Genomic DNA, 18,799 nt, shown 5'->3' with positions numbered 1-18,799 from the left:
TAGCACTCTGTGGGATTAGGTATAAAAAATGCCAGCGTTTGCTGGCATTTTTTCATCTTTCTCAGCATTAATTGAGATTATTGATTCTCAATTTTTGCCCAGGTATCACGTAGACCAACCGTGCGGTTGAATACTAGATTATCTGCTGAAGAGTCTTTCGAGTCTGCACAGAAGTAACCCATACGTTCAAACTGGTAACCTTTTTCTGCTTCTGCAGAAGCTAGGCTAGGCTCGACGAAGCCATTGATCACAACTAATGATTCAGGATTGATAGTAGAAGCAAAATCTTCCGCTGCGCCTGGGTTTGGCACCGTAAATAAACGATCGTACAGACGAATTTCCGCTGGAAGAGCTTTATCAGCTGACACCCAATGAATAACGCCTTTCACTTTACGACCATCTGCTGGGTTTTTACCTAGCGTATCTGCATCGTAAGAACAGAAGATCGTTGTGATGTTGCCTTCGGCATCTTTTTCAACGCGCTCAGCTTTGATCACGTAAGCACCACGTAAACGAACTTCTTTACCTAGCACTAAACGCTTGTACTTTTTGTTCGCTTCTTCACGGAAGTCTTCACGCTCAATCCACAATTCACGCGTGAATGGCACTTCACGCACGCCCATTTCAGGTTTATTTGGGTGGTTGGCAACTGTCAAGTTTTCTACTGCGCCTGCTTCAAAGTTTTCGATAACAACTTTAACAGGATCCAGTACAGCCATTGCACGCGGAGCGTTCTCGTTTAGGTCATCACGAATACAAGATTCTAATGAACTAAACTCGATCATATTTTCTTGCTTCGTTACACCAATACGCTTACAAAACTCACGAATAGATGCAGGTGTGAAGCCACGACGACGCAGACCTGAGACAGTCGGCATACGTGGATCATCCCAACCATTAACCAGTTTTTCAGTAACTAGCTGGTTAAGCTTACGCTTAGACATCACTGTGTATTCAAGGTTTAAACGACTGAACTCGTATTGATGTGGACGGCTTTCGATCGTGATGTTGTCTAGAACCCAATCGTACAGACGACGGTTATCCATGAATTCAAGCGTACAAATAGAGTGCGTAATGCCTTCTAATGCATCAGAAATACAGTGCGTAAAGTCGTACATTGGGTAAATGCACCACTTATCACCAGTTTGGTGGTGCGTAGCAAAACGCACACGGTATAAAACTGGATCGCGCATGACCATGAATGAAGAACCCATGTCGATTTTAGCACGAAGACACGCTTTACCTTCTTCAAATTCACCAGCGCGCATTTTTTCAAACAACGCCAAGTTCTCTTCAACAGAACGGTCACGGTATGGACTTGGTTTACCTGGCGCCTTTAGTGTGCCGCGGTATTCACGAATTTGCTCTGGACTTAGCTCATCTACGTACGCTAAGCCTTTGTTAATCAATTCAATTGCATATTCGTAAAGCTTATCGAAGTAGTTTGATGAGTAACATACTTCACCACTCCACTCAAAGCCCAACCAGTTTACATCTTTCTTGATAGACTCAACGTATTCGATGTCTTCTTTTTCAGGGTTTGTATCGTCGAAACGCAGATTACATTGACCCTGGTAGTCCTGAGCAATACCGAAGTTCAAACAGATAGACTTAGCATGACCGATATGCAGGTAGCCATTTGGCTCCGGCGGGAATCGAGTATGCACGCTAGTGTGTTTACCATCCGCTAGATCTTTATCAATGATCTGGCGAATAAAGTTTGATGGACGAGCATCAGCTTCACTCATCTATAGCACCTCAAAAATATTAGTATTGTCAGAGAAAACGGAACCCTGTATCCAAGTATGGTTTCACAGAGTACATTGTTCCTAATGATCCACAATTCTAAGCAATTAGACAACAAGAACTCGCTCTAAAACGACAATATTTATCGAGTTGGCGTGAAAGCAAAGCAGATTCAAAGGGCCTAAACGAAAAAAGGCCTCCTGCGGAGGCCTTTTGCGATGTTGTAGTATCAATTGTTTGCAATACCAATAACAAACAATCGCACCACTATTAAACAGTTAAGCTGGTAACTGAACACCACTTAAGTCTTCATCTTTAGATACATTCTTCATCTCACCAGCAACAATCTCTGCTAGTGGACCAAGGATAACTTGTAGGTTGTTTGTACCTAGCTTCACAACTCCCATAGCTCCAAGATCTTTCAGAGTTTTCTCATTGATAACGCTCATATCTTTCACAGAAAGGCGCAAACGAGTAATACAGGCATCGATAGAACTTAGGTTGTCATGACCGCCAAGTGCTTTCAAGTACTGACGAGCAAGCTCTGAAGAATTGCTTGATCCAGCCACGTTAGATAAAGCTTCTTCATCATCTTCACGTCCCGGTGTTTTAAGGCCAAACTTAACAATCACGGTACGGAACACGAAGTAGTAAACCGCAAAGAAACCAAGACCTTGTACAATGAGCATGTACCAATTTACCGCTAGCGGGTTACGAGTCGACAATACTAAGTCGACTAAACCAGCAGAGAAACCGAAACCTGCAATCCACTGCATTGATGCCGCGATATAAACTGATAGACCAGTCAGCGCTGCGTGAAGAACGTACAGTCCTGGAGCAAGGAACATGAATGCAAATTCAAGTGGTTCTGTTACACCTGTAAAGAATGAAGCAAACGCAGCTGCAATCATGATAGATGCCACTTTCTCTTTATTCTTTGATTTCGCAGTATGGTACATCGCTAGAGCAGCACCTGGTAAACCAAACATCATGATTGGGAAGAAGCCCGCTTGGTACATCCCCGTAACACCTACCGTTGCCGTGCCTTCAGCTAATGATTTCGCACCGCCAAGGAAGTTTGGAATGTCATTAATACCAGCAACATCAAACCAGAACACTGAGTTTAGTGCATGGTGCAGACCAACAGGAATTAGAAGACGGTTGAAGAATGCGTAAACACCTGCACCTGCTTCACCCATACCTTGAATGCTTTCACCAAAACTGACCAGACCGCCGTAAACTGATGGCCAAACGTACATCAGGATGAACGCAATAACGATACCAGCAAAAGACGTTAGGATCGGTACAAGACGCTTGCCAGAGAAAAACGCCAGTGCTTTGTGCAGCTCTACGTGAGAAAAACGGTTGTACAACTCAGCAGAAACAATACCAACCAAGATACCGACGAACTGGTTATTGATTTTACCAAATGCAGCAGGTACTTCACTTGGGTCAATGCCTTGAATTTGTGATACTGCACCAGGGGCCAAAAGCGTTGTGACAACTAAGAAGCCCACGAAACCTGAAAGTGCAGCGGCGCCATCTTTGTCTTTAGACATTCCGTAAGCAACACCAACAGCGAACAATACTGACATATTGTCAATGATCGCTGCACCAGCTTTAATAAGAAATGCAGCAAGTGCACTGTTTGCGCCCCAGCCATTTGGGTCGATCCAGTAGCCAATACCCATGAGTATTGCTGCTGCAGGAAGTGTGGCAACCGGCACCATAAGCGCCTTACCCACCTTCTGGAAGTATCCGAGAATGTTCACCTTAAGTTCCCCCTATAGGATTAGATGTTATGTTGAATGACTTATTTCAGCCGTCCAATTTAGTCATCCTAAGTTTATGATATTAATTTTGCTCCGCAAATTAAAAGCTCACCGTTTGTGATCATAATCACCACAATTTGCCCTTTCGAAAGGTTTTTGCTAGCGAGATCATAAAACTTATTTTATTATACGAAAAAATGGCGTTTTAAAGATAATATTCTCGCACTTTATGCAAGGCAGAATCAGTGTTATTTTGGTATCTAGGCGGGTAAATCACTGTAACTTTGCTCTGAAAAAGAATCATAAAAAACCATACAATTATTACTTTTCAGTTAGTTACTATGACAATAACATCGATAAAACGCGACTTGCTGTATGTGACTCGTTATCTAATTCAGTGATACAAACTAAGTACCCATATGACTGAAGCAGTCTCTACTTAGATAACGATATAGAAATTGAATTCTCATCTATAAGGACTAGCTGACTATGTACGCGCTAAGTAACTGTAAAATTTATACCGGTAGTGATGTTCTTACCGATCATGCGGTCATCATCGAAAACGATCTTATTCAATCTATTGTGCCGGTTTCTGAGCTACCTCAAAGCATCGAAGTAAAAGACCTTACAGGCGCTAATCTAAGCCCAGGCTTTATCGATCTGCAGTTGAACGGTTGTGGCGGTGTAATGCTAAACGATGCAATTACCCCTGAAACAATGCAAATCATGCACCAGGCAAACCTCAAATCTGGCTGTACTAGCTTCCTGCCAACACTCATTACGTCATCTGATGAAGATATGCGAACTGCAATTGCTGCAGCTCGTGAGTACCACAACAAGTATCAAAATCAATCGCTTGGTTTACACCTCGAAGGTCCTTACCTTAACGTCGCGAAAAAAGGCATCCATAACGTAGATTTTATTCGCCCTTCAGACGAAAGCATGATCGACCTTATCTGCGCAAACGCCGATATCGTAGCGAAAGTAACACTAGCACCTGAGCATAACGACCCAGAGCATATTGCGCGATTAAAGGCTGCTGGCATCGTAGTTTCAATTGGCCACACAAATGCAACCTACGCCGAAGCACGTAAAAGCTTTGAAGCAGGCATTACTTTTGCTACACACCTCTTTAATGCAATGACACCAATGGTTGGTCGTGAACCAGGAGTTGTTGGTGCAATTTACGATACTCCTGACGTTTATGCGGGCATTATTGCTGATGGTTTTCACGTCGACTACGCAAACATCCGAATTGCTCATAAAATCAAAGGTGAAAAGCTTGTTTTGGTGACGGATGCCACAGCTCCAGCAGGTGCTAACATTGATCACTTTATTTTTGTCGGTAAGAAAGTATATTACCGAGATGGTAAGTGTGTTGATGAAAATGGCACGCTAGGCGGCTCAGCTTTGACAATGATTGAAGCAGTTCAGAATTCAGTTGAGCACGCGGGGATCGCTTTAGACGAAGCTCTACGAATGGCCACGTTATACCCAGCAACAGCAATTGGTGTTGAGGATCGCCTTGGCCGAGTTCGAAAAGGGATGGTTGCAAACCTGACTATTTTCGATCGTGACTTTAAAGTAAAAGCGACGGTTGTTAACGGACAATACGAGCAAAATTAAGCATGAATGGCGGACAGATTGGTAATGTAGATTTAGTAAAACAGCTTAACAGCGCTGCGGTATATAGGCTGATTGATCAGCAAGGTCCTATCTCCCGTATTCAAGTCGCGGACGTGAGTCAGCTCGCGCCTGCTAGTGTTACCAAAATAACCCGCCAACTTTTAGAGCGCGGCCTTATTAAGGAGGTCGCCCAACAAGCTTCAACTGGTGGTCGTCGTGCGATCTCTTTGACTACTGAAGTCAAACCTTTTCATTCGATTGCCGTTCGCTTAGGTCGAGATTACGTACAGTTCAGTTTATACGATTTAGGTGGTACCGCGCTGGCAGAAGATCAGCATGAACTGCACTACACTAACCAAGCAGACTTAATCGCAGGACTTATCGATTTATTAAAAGATTTCGTAAGCCGATGCGAAGACAAAATTGATCAACTCATCGCTATCGGCATCACTTTACCGGGCCTTGTTAACCCAACAACTGGCGTGGTCGAATACATGCCTAATACCGATATCGATAATCTTGCTCTCGGTGAAATTGTTGGAGAGAAGTTTAATACAGCATGCTTTGTTGGCAACGACGTACGTGGCATGGCGTTGGCTGAGCACTACTTTGGAGCAAGCCAAGACTGCCAGGATTCTATTTTGGTTAGCGTCCACCGCGGTACTGGCGCAGGTATTATCGTTAACGGCCAGGTTTTTCTTGGTTTTAACCGCAACGTCGGTGAAATTGGTCATATCCAAATTGACCCGCTTGGTGAGCAATGCCAATGTGGAAACTTTGGCTGTTTAGAAACCGTAGCTGCAAACCCAGCGATTATTCAACGAGTGAAGCAACTGATTACTCAAGGATACGAATCAAGCTTAACCGACCTTGAAAACATCACAATTGAAGCGGTATGTCAGCACGCAATGAATGGTGATGAACTTGCGAAACAGAGTTTAGTGCGAGTGGGCAACCAGCTAGGTAAAGCGATTGCGATTACGGTTAACTTATTTAATCCACAGAAAATTGTAATTGCTGGCGATATTACTGCAGCACAAGATATTCTTTTCCCTGCAATTCAACGCAACGTAGAGAATCAATCTCTTAAAACTTTCCATAACGACCTCCCTATCGTGGCTTCTCACATTGATAAGCAGCCAACGATGGGCGCATTTGCGATGATTAAACGCGCTATGCTAAACGGAGTTTTGTTACAAAAGTTACTGGAAGACTAAGTTTATACAACCAATTGAGTTACAATCTCGGGCTGTGTTTTCACAGCCCGTTTTTGTATATCAGGAATACAGCTCAACAGTATGGAAATTATTCTAATTACAGCCGCTTTTTTAGCTGGTTTTATTGCGCTTAAATGCAGCCTCCCTCCCCTCGTTGGTTTTCTACTAGCTGGATTTGGCTTGCATGCATTTGGTTACCAAAGCAATGACGTTATTGTCACTCTCGCAGATCTTGGTGTTACTCTTCTTCTGTTTACTATTGGACTCAAACTCGATGTAAAAACCCTGCTGTCCAAAGAAATATGGGGAGGGGCAACCGCCCACAACATACTCTCTACCGCTTTTTTTGCCCTAGCGTTATCCGGCTTAAAACTACTGGGCTTGACTTCGCTAGCCAGTATGGACGGCAGCCAAATCCTGCTTTTAGCTTTTGCACTATCGTTCTCTAGTACCGTTTTTGCCGTAAAAGCATTGCAAGAAAAAGGCGAAATGAACGCGACCTACGGCACACTCGCGATCGGTATCTTGGTTATGCAAGATATTTTTGCCGTAGTATTCCTGACTGCTTCAACCGGAAAAGTCCCAGAATGGTATGCCATCGGTTTGTTCGCACTGCCTTTCCTTCGTCCCCTATTCTATAAGCTGCTCGATAAAGTTGGCCACGGCGAAATGCTGGTGCTATTCGGTATTTTCTTCGCGCTTGTTGTCGGTGCTGGGCTATTCGAGTTGGTCGGGATGAAACCAGACTTGGGCGCGCTAATTTTAGGCATGCTACTCGCAGGTCACCCAAAAGCCTCAGAACTATCCAAGTCATTATTCAATATGAAGGAGCTCTTTTTAGTCTGCTTCTTTTTGAACATTGGTTTATCCGCCTCATTGAGCGTGAATGGCGTCGTTCTCGCCCTGCTATTTATCTTACTGCTACCAATCAAAGGACTCTTGTACTTCGTCACTATTAATCATTTTAAGTTTCGAGTACGTACCTCTTTGCTCGCCTCTTTATCACTATTTAACTACAGTGAGTTTGGTCTTATTGTTGCTGGGTTGGCCTATAAAATGGGCTGGATGCCAAGTGATATGCTTGCTGCGATTGCGGTTGCGGTGTCGGTATCCTTTGTAATTTCCGCGCCACTTAACCGCCTTAGCCATAAAATTTATCAACATTCAGGTAAGTGGCTGCAAGAGACAGCGGTAGAAAAGCTCAATCAACGCGACCAACTCATCAACCCAGGTCATGCCCAAGTATTGATCTTAGGTATGGGGCGTATTGGGACGGGCGCTTATGATGAGCTACGCTCACGCTATGGCAAAATTTCATTGGGTATAGAAATTCGTGAAGACGCTGCACATCATCATCGTTCAGAAGGAAGAAATGTTATTTCTGGTGATGCCACCGACCCGGATTTCTGGGAGCGAATTTTAGATACAGGTCATGTAAAACTGGTTCTGCTTGCAATGCCACATCATCAAGGTAACCAAACAGCACTTGAACAGCTTAAACGCAGAAAATATAAGGGGCAAATTGCCGCTATCGCCGAATACCCAGATCAATTGGAAGGCTTACTTGAAAATGGCGTTGACGCAGCATTCAATATATATAGTGAAGCTGGTAGCGGTTTTGCTCGACACGTCTGTAAACAACTTCAGCCTAAATTCACACCAATTAAATAAGCAACAGCACTGATATTTTTTGAAAGGCTTTCTATTGATAGAAAGCCTTTTTTGTATAGTTTTTATACCAAACCTTGATCTCATTCACCAAAACAACGGTTGAGTTAAATATTTTCCATACAACAAGGCCTTTTATAATTTTTTTAATCACAAAACGTTGCTTTTTTTATTAGTAATGGCAAATTTAAACCATACCGATTAGAAATTGTTTAGTTTAGTAAGGATGTAGTATGTGTTCAGTATTTGGCATTTTAGACATTAAAAGCGATGCAGCCGCATTGCGCCCTATCGCATTAGAGATGTCGAAAAAACTTCGTCACCGTGGCCCAGACTGGTCTGGGATTTACTCTTCAGAGCGTGCTATTTTAGCGCACGAGCGCTTGGCGATTGTTGGTCTAAATAGTGGTGCACAGCCGCTATACAGCCCTGATAAGAAGCTCATCCTTGCCGTCAATGGTGAAATCTACAACCATAAAGAAATTCGTGCTCGTTACGAAGGAAAGTACGAATTTCAAACCGATTCAGACTGTGAAGTCATTCTTGCACTTTACCAAGATATGGGTGCAGATCTCCTTGAAGAACTAAACGGTATTTTCGCTTTTGTGCTCTACGACGAAGAAAAAGATGAGTATTTAGTCGGCCGTGACCATATTGGTATTATCCCTCTTTATCAAGGTCACGATGAGCATGGTAACTACTATGTGGCATCAGAGATGAAGGCTCTTGTTCCAGTATGTAAAACAGTAAGTGAATTCCCTCCTGGTAGCTACTACAGCTCTAAAGATACTCAGCCAACACGTTACTATGTTCGTGACTGGAACGAGTACGCAGCAGTACAAGGTAACAGCACTAGCAAAGAAGAATTGACGGAAGCGCTAGAAGCGGCTGTTAAACGCCAACTAATGACTGACGTGCCTTACGGTGTGCTTCTTTCAGGTGGTCTAGATTCTTCTATTACATCTGCGGTAGCAAAACGCTTTGCAGCGATGCGTATTGAAGATGATGAAAAGTCTGAAGCTTGGTGGCCTCAACTGCACTCTTTTGCTGTTGGCCTAGAAGGCGCGCCTGACCTGAAAGCAGCTCGCGAAGTTGCCGACCAAATTGGTACCGTTCACCACGAAATGACGTACACGATTCAAGAAGGTTTGGACGCGATTCGTGACGTGATTTACCACATTGAAACGTATGACGTGACGACTATCCGCGCATCAACACCTATGTTCTTAATGGGTCGTAAGATCAAAGCGATGGGTATCAAGATGGTATTGTCTGGTGAGGGCGCTGACGAAATCTTTGGTGGCTACCTTTACTTCCACAAGGCGCCAAACGCGAAAGAGTTCCACGAGGAGACAGTGCGTAAACTGCTTGCTCTGAACATGTTCGACTGTGCTCGTGCTAACAAGTCGCTGGCAGCATGGGGAGTTGAAGGACGCGTACCTTTCCTAGATAAAGAGTTCATAGATGTAGCAATGCGCTTGAACCCAGCAGACAAGATGTGTGGCAACGGTAAAATGGAGAAACACATCCTTCGTGAGTGCTTCGAGCACTACCTGCCAGAATCGATCGCATGGCGTCAAAAAGAGCAATTCTCTGATGGCGTTGGCTACAGCTGGATCGATACGCTGAAAGAAGTAGCAGAACAGAAAGTGACAGACCAGCAGATGGAAACAGCTCAATATCGATTCCCATACAACACACCAACGACAAAAGAAGGCTACGTGTACCGTGAAATCTTTGAAGAGTTATTCCCACTTCCATCAGCAGCAGAGTGTGTACCAGGAGGCCCTTCAGTAGCGTGTTCTTCAGCGAAGGCGATTGAATGGGATGAATCGTTCCAAAACTGTGTTGACCCATCAGGTCGTGCAGTACAGACCGTTCACAACGACTCATACTAATTCTCTACGATAAAGATAAGGGTCGGTTCGTCCAACCCTTTTAAAACAGACAGAAAATTAGATACGATCAAAAAGAGGTGCTTTTGCACCTCTTTTTATGTTTGATGGAATTAGGCTATTTTAAATCTAAATCACTATTGTCGATGCTGACAGGCACACGCTTGGTGATCATCTGAACTAGCATAATTGAGCGTTTCTCACCATCTTGTTCTTGGAAGATGGCATCTATGCCCGCAAATTGACCGCTTTTAACTCTAATTTGATCGCCTGGTTTTGGCATGCATTCAGAAACGGTATTGTCATTACAACACTTTTCTAGCTGCATCAATTCGAAGACCAAGTCACCTTGAACTTCTTTCGGTTGAGCACCAAAACGCACAAAGTCAACAACACCTCGAGTAGAGCGGACTGAGGTGAAGTTTGGCCCTTGCTCATAATCAAAGTAAGCGAATACGTAACAAGGAAACAGCGGTTCCTCGACTTTTTGTCTTTTACCGCGCAAAATCTTTTCAACTTCTACAGTTGGATAAAAGCACTCTACACCTTGGTTTTCAAGGTGGTGTTTCGCCCTAACCTGCTCCCCACGTTTACAATAAAGTAGATACCAACGTTTCATCTTTTTACTAGCCAATTCTATTTTGTTTTTATCCTAGCATTAAGCCAAAGTTGAGTCATTGATATTCAGTTTATCTATAAAAGTATGATTATACATCGCTCGCATTAACGACATTTTTTCAGCAACTTACGATAAAGAAGTCCATATGCAAAAATGGAAATTAAGTTTGTAACACAACCAATACACCATCATATAATCTGCAAATTCAATCAAAAACAGCCACTTAACAAACAAAAATAGTCGAATGGCAAAATTTTATTATTTGTCACTCGTTGAATTGCATTGTATACGTAGAAGTCGTTAAAAAATGTAATAACTATTATTAGAAGAGCTTATGTCAAACCAACATCAATATTTTGGTCATCCACGTGGCCTGTTCTTATTGTTCGGTACTGAACTGTGGGAACGCTTTTCTTACTACGCAATGCGTGCCATTCTCGTGCTTTACCTTACTGATACAACAATGAATGGTGGCCTTGGCTGGTCAACCAAAGACGCATTAGACCTATACGGCATATACACAGGGCTTGTGTATATCACGCCTCTTATCGGTGGTTACCTAGCAGATAACTATTTAGGTCAACGTCGCTCAATTTTGCTTGGTGGCGCGTTAATGGCCATCGGCCAGTTTACTCTTGCACTTCCTGCTGATGCTTTAGGTATTGGTTCGCTACACAGTTTCTATTTAGGTCTTGGCCTACTTATCACTGGTAACGGTCTCTTTAAGCCAAATATCTCAACCATGGTTGGCGACCTTTATCAAGAAGGTGACAACCGTCGTGACGGCGCATTCACTATCTTTTATATGGGTATCAACTTAGGTGCATTACTTGCCGGCGTCGTTTCTGGCTCTGTGACAACCTCTTACGGTTGGAAAGCTGGCTTTGTTGCCGCTGGTGTGGGTATGCTGGTTAGCCTAGTGATGCAAATGGTACTGGCTCAATCATGGCTTGGTGATATTGGTCGCGAACCAGCGGCGAAACGAGATCTAAACAACAAAAACGCCACCACGAAGCAGCCACTCACCAAAGAAGAAGTGAATCGACTAAAAGTAATTCTGGTCATGAGCTTATTCACTATTGTCTTCTGGGCAGGCTTTGAACAAGCTGGTGGTCTGATGAACATCTACACTCAACAATATACTGATCGCATGATTGGTGGTTTCGAAGTTCCTGCTGCGTGGTTCCAATCACTAAACCCATTTTTCATTATTACTCTAGCGCCAGTTCTGGCTGTCCTTTGGGTAAAATTGGGTAAACGTGAACCTACTTCGCCAGTGAAATTTGCGATGGCACTATTTTTCTTGGCGATTGGTTTCCTTTGTATGGTTGGCGCAGTGCTAGAACAAGGTGGAGATACAACAGTAAAAACATCGATGTTATGGTTGGTCGGCGCTTTCTTCTTCCACACATTAGGCGAGCTGTGTTTATCACCAATTGGTCTTTCATTGGTGACTAAATTAGCACCGCTTCGCTTAGCTTCACTTATGATGGGTGCATGGTTTGGCTGTAATGCGGTTGCTAACTATGTTGCGGGCTATGTGGGCTCTCACGTAGGCGAGTTAGGCGCTATGGCTATCTTTAGTGGTATTGCGGTCAGCGCAACCGTAAGTGGCGTAATTTTGCTCCTATTCTCTAATACACTCGTTCGCTGGATGCATGGCGCTGAAAATACGCACAGCACGGCAGAGCAAGTAGAAGAGCAGCAAGTACAAGTTGCTTGATCGCTAAACTAAACGTAGAAAGGGTCGCTATTGCGACCCTTTTTTGTATCTAAAGTTTAGATTGAACTAACTCAACCATCATCTCGATATGAAGTTCACTATCGTTCAAACAAGGGATGTAGGTAAAGTTTTCGCCACCAGCTTCAAGGAAAATCTCTTTACACTCTTCCGAGATCTCTTCCAACGTCTCTAAACAATCTGACGAAAATGCAGGGGTCACAACATTAATATTTTTCACACCCTTTGCAGGAAGTGCCTCTAGGGTCTTATCGGTATAAGGTTGAAGCCACTCTTCTCTCCCAAATCGGGACTGATACGTCATGCCAATTTGTTGGTCGCTTAAACCTAACGCTTCCCCAAGCAAGCGAGTCGTCTCTTCACAATGCTGTGGGTAAACATCACCATTGTCAGCATAGCGTTTTGGAATACCATGATAAGAACACAGCAGGTAATCTCCCTGACCATTCTTTTGCCAATGTTCACGAACTGAATGCGCTAACGCTTCAATATATTTCGGGTGATTGTAATAATCACGAATAAAGCTAAAGCCTGGCATCACCGGCAGGTTTTTAAATGCTTTAGTGATTCCGTCAGAAACCGCTGCCGTTGTTGTGCCCGAGTATTGCGGATACAAAGGTAAAACAATGACTTCATCAACGCCTTGCGCCAATAGGGCTTCAAAGCCTGATTGCAAACTTGGGTTACCATACGTCATACCAAGCTCTACAGGTATATCAAGCTTTTGTGCTAACTTTTCCGTTTGGCGTTTAGAGTACACCATCAACGGCGAGCCCTCTTCCATCCATACTGATTGATAGAGTTTGGCAACTTTAGGAGCTCGGATAGGAAGGATAACGCCGTGCAATAGTGGACACCAAAGCCATCGAGTCATGTCTACCACTCGGTGATCATGAAGAAACTGACTTAAAAAGCGCTTTACGGCAGGAGCGGTTGGTGCGTCAGGAGTTCCCAGGTTAACTAGGAGTACACCCTGTTTATTATTCTCTTTCATAACATCCTATTCATGGTAAACGGCTTGGTTCATATATTTAAGTAACCTCGAAGTAACGAATAGCCGAGCTGAAGTTAATTAGATATATGTTTACGAGTAAACTAAAAAAAGCGACCACTTGGGCCGCTTTCAATATATCAAAATATTAAATTTTTGACTTCAGCAAATTAAGATAGTGCTTTCTCGATATCCGCACTAACTTCAGCTACTTGCTTAGTACCATCAAACTTAAGGTACTTAGTCTTGCCTGCTTCAGCTTCTTTGCCGTAGTAGTTGATTAGCGGCGCAGTTTGCTCGTGGTAAACACCTAGACGAGCACGTACTGTTTCTTCTTTGTCGTCATCACGAACAACAAGATCTTCACCAGTTACATCATCTTTACCTTCCACTTTAGGCGGGTTGTAAACCACGTGGTAAGTACGACCAGAAGGAAGGTGAGCACGACGACCAGCCATACGCTCAACAATTACATCGTCTGCAACGTCAAATTCGATAACGTAGTCTACGTCTACGCCCATTTCTTTTAGGCCGTCAGCTTGAGGGATAGTACGTGGGAAACCATCTAGTAGGAAACCGTTTGCACAGTCTTCTTGAGCGATACGCTCTTTGATAAGACCAAGGATGATTTCATCAGAAACTAGCTGACCAGCGTCAATAACAGCTTTAGCTTGTTTACCAAGCTCTGTACCTGCTTTGATAGCAGCACGAAGCATATCACCAGTAGAGATTTGTGGAATACCGTATTTTTCCATGATGAAGTTTGCTTGTGTGCCTTTACCTGCACCTGGAGCACCTAGAAGAATGATGCGCATGATTTATCCTCTTTAATATTTAAGATTTATACCGAAGCTCACAATAGCTGACCTCTTAGACATCAAACCTGAGAAGCACCTGCAACGATAAGTTTCGGTATAACGTATATAGGCGAGCAAAAATACACGCCTTATTACTCACATTCAAGTCGCAGATTCTATCACAGGTTCTCTGAGCAAAGAGTGTATTAAGACTAAAGAATGTTAACAGTACCCTCTTTCACGCCCTATTGATTATTAACTCAGCACTTGAGATGCAAAATTTTGCGACAACAAACAAAAAGCTCGCGAAATGCGAGCTTTTTGATTTGCAGAGGTTATTACACCTTAGTCAAAAGTTGATTAACGGCTCCTAAGAACTCTGTTGGATCCTCAATAGAGCCTCGCTCCGCTAGCATTGCCTGACCAAGCAGAACTTCAACCCAGCGACCAAACGCTTCTTCATCGGCTTCGTCAGCCATACGCTTAACCAATTTGTGCTCAGGGTTTAGCTCAAAGATGTATTTAACTTCCGGCACAGCTTGACCAGCTGCCGCAAGAAGCTTCGCCATTTGAGTACCCATTTCGTAATCGTCCGTTACCACAACAGCAGGCGTAGATGCGAGTTTGAAGGTGGTACGAACTTCTTTCACACGATCGCCTAGGTAAGACTTCGTGCGCTCTACAACCGACTTAAACTCTTCTTCGGTTTCTTTTTGCTTCTCTTTTTCTGCTTCATCTTCAAACTGACTTAGATCAAGCCCAGCTTTAGTGATTGACTGGAACTGTTTACCATCAAACTCAGTTAAGTAGTTCATCAGCCACTCATCAATGCGGTCGTACATCAAGATAACTTCAATGCCTTTCGCTTTGAACTGTTCTAAGTGAGGGCTGTTTTTCGCAGCTGCATAGCTGTCTGCCGTCAAGTAGTAGATCTTATCTTGACCTTCTTTCATGCGCTCAACGTAAGACGCCAAGCCCACAGTTTGCTCAGAAGAGTCCACTTCAGTTGAGGCAAAGCGCAATAAACCTGCAACTTTCTCTTTGTTTGCAAAGTCCTCCGCAGGGCCCTCTTTCATCACAAGACCAAACTCTTTCCAGAATGATTGGTATTTCTCTTCGTCATTCTTGGCCATACGTTCAAGCATCGTTAGCACGCGCTTAGTACAAGCATTACGTAGAGACTGAGTCACTTTATTGTCTTGTAAGATCTCACGCGATACGTTTAGCGGTAAATCGTTTGAGTCTATTAAACCACGTACGAAGCGTAAGTATGACGGCATAAATTGCTCTGCATCGTCCATAATGAATACGCGCTGTACGTACAGTTTCAAGCCTGATTTGTGGTCGCGGTTCATCATATCCCAAGGTGCTTTCGATGGGATGTATAGTAAGCTCGTGTAGTCGTTTTTACCTTCTACACGGTTATGACTCCAGACCAAGGGATCGGCAAAGTCATGTGATACGTGCTTGTAGAACTCTTGATACTCTTCTTCTGAAATGTCAGATTTGTTACGCGTCCACAGTGCTTGGGCTTTGTTGATTTGCTCCCACTTCTTCTCATCTGTTTCCTTGCCTTCGTCATCACGAACGACAGTTTGGATTGAAACAGGAATGCCGATGTGATCAGAGTACTTACTGATAACGTCACGTAGACGCCACTCATTCAAAAACTCTTTACCCTCTTCACGCATATGAAGAATGATGTCGGTACCACGTGACTCTTTGGTAATGTTTTCGATGGTGTACTCACCTTCACCCGCTGAGTGCCATTGTACCGCTTCATCAGCGGCTAGACCCGCAGCGCGAGTGCGCACGGTAACGGCGTCAGCAACGATAAATGCCGAGTAGAAACCAACACCAAACTGACCAATAAGCTGAGAGTCTTTGCTCTGCTCTTCAGATAGCTTTGAGAAAAACTCGGCTGTTCCAGATTTTGCGATTGTTCCTAAGTGCTCAATCACATCATCACGGCTCATACCGATACCGTTATCAGAAATGGTTAAGGTATTTGCGCTTTCATCAAACGACAGTTTCACGCAAAGGTCTGCATTACCTTCGTATAGATCTGGGTTAGATAACGCCTGAAAGCGCAGTTTGTCTGATGCATCTGATGCGTTAGAGATCAGCTCGCGCAAAAAGATCTCTTTATTTGAATAAAGAGAATGGATCATTAAATGCAGTAGTTGTTTTACTTCTGATTGAAAACCACGAGTTTCTTTATTTTGAGATACGGTTTCGCTCATGTGTGCTCCATAACATCTAAACTAATTGGCTTTTTCATAGGGACAAGTTTGTGACTTTCCCCTTGAAATCACCTTACCGAGATGTCATTTAACATGTGGCTGACAAATGTAAATTCAAGGTCAATATTGCTAAAAACGGTGTTTTTTTGGAAAATTTTAATTATCCTACCCGTCTAAAAGCATCTAAAATGTCGTGCGCACTCCAAGCGCCCCGGTAATTTTGTGACATAAATCACCATAATTACAACATCATCCATCTAAGAAGAACTAAATGACTAACATTGGCACCAAATTTCTACTTGCTCAAAGGTTCACCTTTGATCCAAATAGTAATTCGCTCGCTGACCAACAAAACGGCAACGACGTTGTACGATTAGGAAGCAACGAAAGCCGTATACTTCTGATGTTGGCAGAGAGACCAAACGAAGTTTTAACCCGTAACGAGCTTCACGAGTTTGTTTGGCGTGAGCAAGGTTTTGAGGTGGATGACTCAAGCCTGACTCAAGCGATTTCTACTCTGCGTAAGATGTTGAAGGATTCAACAAAATCTCCAGAGTTTGTTAAAACGGTACCTAAACGTGGCTACCAACTCATTTGTTCAGTGGAACGCTTGAGCCCATTTTCTACTGACTCTAACACTGACGTTGAAGAAACCGCTTCTGAACAAGAAGCGCCAGCAGTGGAGTTAGAAGCGAGCGATACACCACCAACAGAGATAGTGACCGATACTACTGCTGATCTTGAGCCTCAAGTAGAGCCGACTAAAACTCAGCCGAAGCCAGCATCTAACACGATTAACTGGCTACCGCGTGTCATTATCTTTTTGTCTCTGCTGCTTCCTGTTTGCGTATTGTTATTCACGAACCCTGCGGAATCCCAATTCCGTCAGATTGGTGAGTATCAAAGTGTACCGGTGATGACACCTGTAAATCACCCTCAAATCAACAACTGGTTGCCTTCAATAGAGCAATGCATTGAGCGCTACGTGAAGCACCATGCAGAAGACTCGTTGCCAGTGGAAGTGATTGCCACTGGTGGACAAAATAACCAGCTGATTCTGAACTACATTCATGACAGTAACCACTCTTACGAGAACGTAACACTGCGTATTTTCGCAGGTCAAAACGATCCAACAGACATCTGCAAATAAAGGAGGCCAATATGAAGATTAAATTAGCATCTGCGGTTTTGGCCGTATCCGTTCTTTTCAGTAGTTGGTTGTATTGGGGAAGTGACCTAAAAGTGGAGCAGCTCCTCACAGCAAACGAATGGCAGTCGACCATGGTGACAGTCATTACAGACAGCTTGCCTGACGATACTGTCGGCCCACTACGCCGAGTTAATGTTGAATCAAACGTGAAATATCTCCCTAATGGTGACTATATTCGCGTAGCAAATATAAAACTATTCGCTCAAGGTTCAACCGCAGAATCAACGATAAATATCTCGGAAAAAGGCCGCTGGGAAGTAAGTGACAACTATTTGTTGGTCTCGCCTTCGGAGTTTAAAGATATTTCATCTTCTCAATCAAAAGACTTTTCCGAAGCACAGCTACGTTTAATTACTCAAATTTTTAAGCTAGATGCGGAGCAAAGTCGTCGTATTGACGTCGTGAACGAAAAAACACTATTGCTCACTAGCTTGAACCACGGTTCTTCGGTACTGTTTAAAAACTAATTTTGATTGGATGATAAGGGGGCAAGACGCCCCCTTTGTTTTGCTTATGGATTGGCTAGATACCACTACTCTCTTTTTCGGTTCACTAATCGCCAACACGCTGGCTTCACTTTCCGGTGGCGGAGCAGGCTTGCTTCAATTCCCTTTACTCATCTTTCTCGGCTTACCGTTCTCCGTTGCGCTAGGCACACATAAAGTGGCTTCGGTCGCTTTAGGCTTAGGCGCAGCAAGCACGCATTTAAGATCAGGCACTATTAAATGGAAAGTCGCGCTCTACCTTATCTTGTCCGGCAGTATTGGCGTGATTTTAGGGGCTAACTTAATTGTACAGATCCCTGATGGTATCGCGGAAAAGATGCTCGGCACGATGATCCTAGCGCTGGGTATCTACTCGCGATTTAAGACATCGCTAGGCCAAGCTGAAGTAATACGCAACCGTCATCCTATTGGTTGGGTTATTGGTGGAATTGGCTTGCTGTTCATCGGCATCATTAACGGATCTCTTACCGCAGGTTCTGGTTTGCTCGTGACACTATTTTTGGTGCGCTGGTTTGGTTACGACTACAAACAAGCCGTTGCTTACACCATGATTTGTGTCGGCCTGTTTTGGAATGGCATCGGAGGCATTGCCGTCGTACAGGCAGGGGCGCCTATTCACTGGGCTTGGTTACCTGTTTTATTGTTAAGCTCTTTTCTAGGCGGCAGTTTAGGCGCATGGGCCGCGACTCGATACAGTAACAGAGTGATTAAAGTTGCATTCGAAATTCTCACGTTTGCGGTGGGCATCAAGTTGCTGGTTTAAAAAGA

Annotated in this window: 14 protein-coding genes; 8 read left to right on the top strand and 6 right to left on the bottom strand. The window is 43.7% G+C overall.

Annotated features, from left to right (window positions below; all coding sequences use genetic code 11):
• Positions 1–77 precede the first annotated feature (77 nt).
• Positions 78–1,748, bottom strand: a complete 1,671-nt coding sequence (gene glnS, locus R8N28_RS10490; RefSeq protein ID WP_005382124.1) for a glutamine--tRNA ligase — start codon at positions 1,746–1,748, stop codon at positions 78–80.
• 276 nt (positions 1,749–2,024) lie between these two features.
• The gene (gene nagE / locus R8N28_RS10485) at positions 2,025–3,518 is read right to left on the bottom strand and encodes an N-acetylglucosamine-specific PTS transporter subunit IIBC (RefSeq protein ID WP_065274258.1); all 1,494 of its coding nucleotides are present in this window, start codon (positions 3,516–3,518) and stop codon (positions 2,025–2,027) included.
• Between the two features lie 489 nt (positions 3,519–4,007).
• Between nagE and nagA the strand changes: the two genes are divergently transcribed.
• The 4 genes from nagA (at position 4,008) to asnB (ending at position 9,927) form a co-directional block, all read left to right on the top strand.
• Positions 4,008–5,144 carry an N-acetylglucosamine-6-phosphate deacetylase gene (gene nagA / locus R8N28_RS10480; protein WP_065274257.1) on the top strand — a complete coding sequence of 379 codons (1,137 nt, stop codon included), beginning with the start codon at positions 4,008–4,010 and terminating at the stop codon, positions 5,142–5,144.
• 2 nt (positions 5,145–5,146) lie between these two features.
• Positions 5,147–6,361, top strand: a complete 1,215-nt coding sequence (gene nagC / locus R8N28_RS10475) for a DNA-binding transcriptional regulator NagC (RefSeq protein ID WP_053307520.1) — start codon at positions 5,147–5,149, stop codon at positions 6,359–6,361.
• Between the two features lie 81 nt (positions 6,362–6,442).
• Complete coding sequence (locus R8N28_RS10470) at positions 6,443–8,032, top strand: cation:proton antiporter family protein (protein WP_005384981.1); 1,590 nt, start codon at positions 6,443–6,445, stop codon at positions 8,030–8,032.
• Between the two features lie 230 nt (positions 8,033–8,262).
• Positions 8,263–9,927 (top strand): asparagine synthase B, encoded by a 1,665-nt coding sequence (asnB, locus tag R8N28_RS10465; RefSeq protein ID WP_005382100.1) that lies wholly within the window; start codon positions 8,263–8,265, stop codon positions 9,925–9,927.
• A gap of 115 nt (positions 9,928–10,042) precedes the next feature.
• Here asnB and rfaH read toward each other — a convergent pair whose 3' ends face one another.
• The gene (gene rfaH, locus R8N28_RS10460; protein ID WP_054701866.1) at positions 10,043–10,543 is read right to left on the bottom strand and encodes a transcription/translation regulatory transformer protein RfaH; all 501 of its coding nucleotides are present in this window, start codon (positions 10,541–10,543) and stop codon (positions 10,043–10,045) included.
• Positions 10,544–10,877: 334 nt separating this feature from the next.
• Between rfaH and R8N28_RS10455 the strand changes: the two genes are divergently transcribed.
• On the top strand, positions 10,878–12,266 hold the full coding sequence (locus R8N28_RS10455) for a peptide MFS transporter (RefSeq protein WP_065274256.1): 1,389 nt from the start codon (positions 10,878–10,880) through the stop codon (positions 12,264–12,266).
• Positions 12,267–12,315: 49 nt separating this feature from the next.
• Here R8N28_RS10455 and hemH read toward each other — a convergent pair whose 3' ends face one another.
• The 3 genes from hemH to htpG form a co-directional block, all read right to left on the bottom strand.
• Positions 12,316–13,278 carry a ferrochelatase gene (gene hemH, locus R8N28_RS10450; RefSeq protein ID WP_053303297.1) on the bottom strand — a complete coding sequence of 321 codons (963 nt, stop codon included), beginning with the start codon at positions 13,276–13,278 and terminating at the stop codon, positions 12,316–12,318.
• Positions 13,279–13,445: 167 nt separating this feature from the next.
• Positions 13,446–14,090, bottom strand: a complete 645-nt coding sequence (gene adk / locus R8N28_RS10445) for an adenylate kinase (RefSeq protein ID WP_005382094.1) — start codon at positions 14,088–14,090, stop codon at positions 13,446–13,448.
• 320 nt (positions 14,091–14,410) lie between these two features.
• Positions 14,411–16,315 carry a molecular chaperone HtpG gene (gene htpG / locus R8N28_RS10440; protein ID WP_053303298.1) on the bottom strand — a complete coding sequence of 635 codons (1,905 nt, stop codon included), beginning with the start codon at positions 16,313–16,315 and terminating at the stop codon, positions 14,411–14,413.
• A gap of 271 nt (positions 16,316–16,586) precedes the next feature.
• On the opposite strand from htpG, the gene R8N28_RS10435 reads away from it, so the two are divergent.
• The 3 genes from R8N28_RS10435 to R8N28_RS10425 are packed head-to-tail and all read left to right on the top strand — an operon-like array spanning position 16,587 to position 18,794.
• Positions 16,587–17,465 carry a transcriptional regulator gene (locus R8N28_RS10435; RefSeq protein WP_005382092.1) on the top strand — a complete coding sequence of 293 codons (879 nt, stop codon included), beginning with the start codon at positions 16,587–16,589 and terminating at the stop codon, positions 17,463–17,465.
• 11 nt (positions 17,466–17,476) lie between these two features.
• Positions 17,477–17,992: a transmembrane regulator ToxS gene (gene toxS, locus R8N28_RS10430; RefSeq protein ID WP_005382091.1), complete on the top strand. Its 516-nt coding sequence runs from the start codon at positions 17,477–17,479 to the stop codon at positions 17,990–17,992.
• A gap of 46 nt (positions 17,993–18,038) precedes the next feature.
• Positions 18,039–18,794 carry a sulfite exporter TauE/SafE family protein gene (locus R8N28_RS10425; protein WP_053307523.1) on the top strand — a complete coding sequence of 252 codons (756 nt, stop codon included), beginning with the start codon at positions 18,039–18,041 and terminating at the stop codon, positions 18,792–18,794.
• The last annotated feature ends 5 nt before the right edge of the window (positions 18,795–18,799 follow it).

This window comes from Vibrio sp. Vb1554 (genome assembly GCF_033344235.1).
The sequence above is the reverse complement of the archived record's forward strand: the minus strand, read 5'-3'. Positions and strand labels throughout refer to the sequence as shown.

Coding starts and splice junctions, on each gene's coding strand:
- rfaH (WP_054701866.1), bottom strand. CDS start 10,543: ATGAAACGTTGGTATCTACTTTATTGTAAACGTGGGGAGCAGGTTAGG.
- R8N28_RS10455 (WP_065274256.1), top strand. CDS start 10,878: ATGTCAAACCAACATCAATATTTTGGTCATCCACGTGGCCTGTTCTTA.
- adk (WP_005382094.1), bottom strand. CDS start 14,090: ATGCGCATCATTCTTCTAGGTGCTCCAGGTGCAGGTAAAGGCACACAA.
- hemH (WP_053303297.1), bottom strand. CDS start 13,278: ATGAAAGAGAATAATAAACAGGGTGTACTCCTAGTTAACCTGGGAACT.
- glnS (WP_005382124.1), bottom strand. CDS start 1,748: ATGAGTGAAGCTGATGCTCGTCCATCAAACTTTATTCGCCAGATCATT.
- asnB (WP_005382100.1), top strand. CDS start 8,263: ATGTGTTCAGTATTTGGCATTTTAGACATTAAAAGCGATGCAGCCGCA.
- htpG (WP_053303298.1), bottom strand. CDS start 16,315: ATGAGCGAAACCGTATCTCAAAATAAAGAAACTCGTGGTTTTCAATCA.
- toxS (WP_005382091.1), top strand. CDS start 17,477: ATGAAGATTAAATTAGCATCTGCGGTTTTGGCCGTATCCGTTCTTTTC.
- R8N28_RS10435 (WP_005382092.1), top strand. CDS start 16,587: ATGACTAACATTGGCACCAAATTTCTACTTGCTCAAAGGTTCACCTTT.
- nagC (WP_053307520.1), top strand. CDS start 5,147: ATGAATGGCGGACAGATTGGTAATGTAGATTTAGTAAAACAGCTTAAC.
- nagA (WP_065274257.1), top strand. CDS start 4,008: ATGTACGCGCTAAGTAACTGTAAAATTTATACCGGTAGTGATGTTCTT.
- R8N28_RS10470 (WP_005384981.1), top strand. CDS start 6,443: ATGGAAATTATTCTAATTACAGCCGCTTTTTTAGCTGGTTTTATTGCG.
- R8N28_RS10425 (WP_053307523.1), top strand. CDS start 18,039: ATGGATTGGCTAGATACCACTACTCTCTTTTTCGGTTCACTAATCGCC.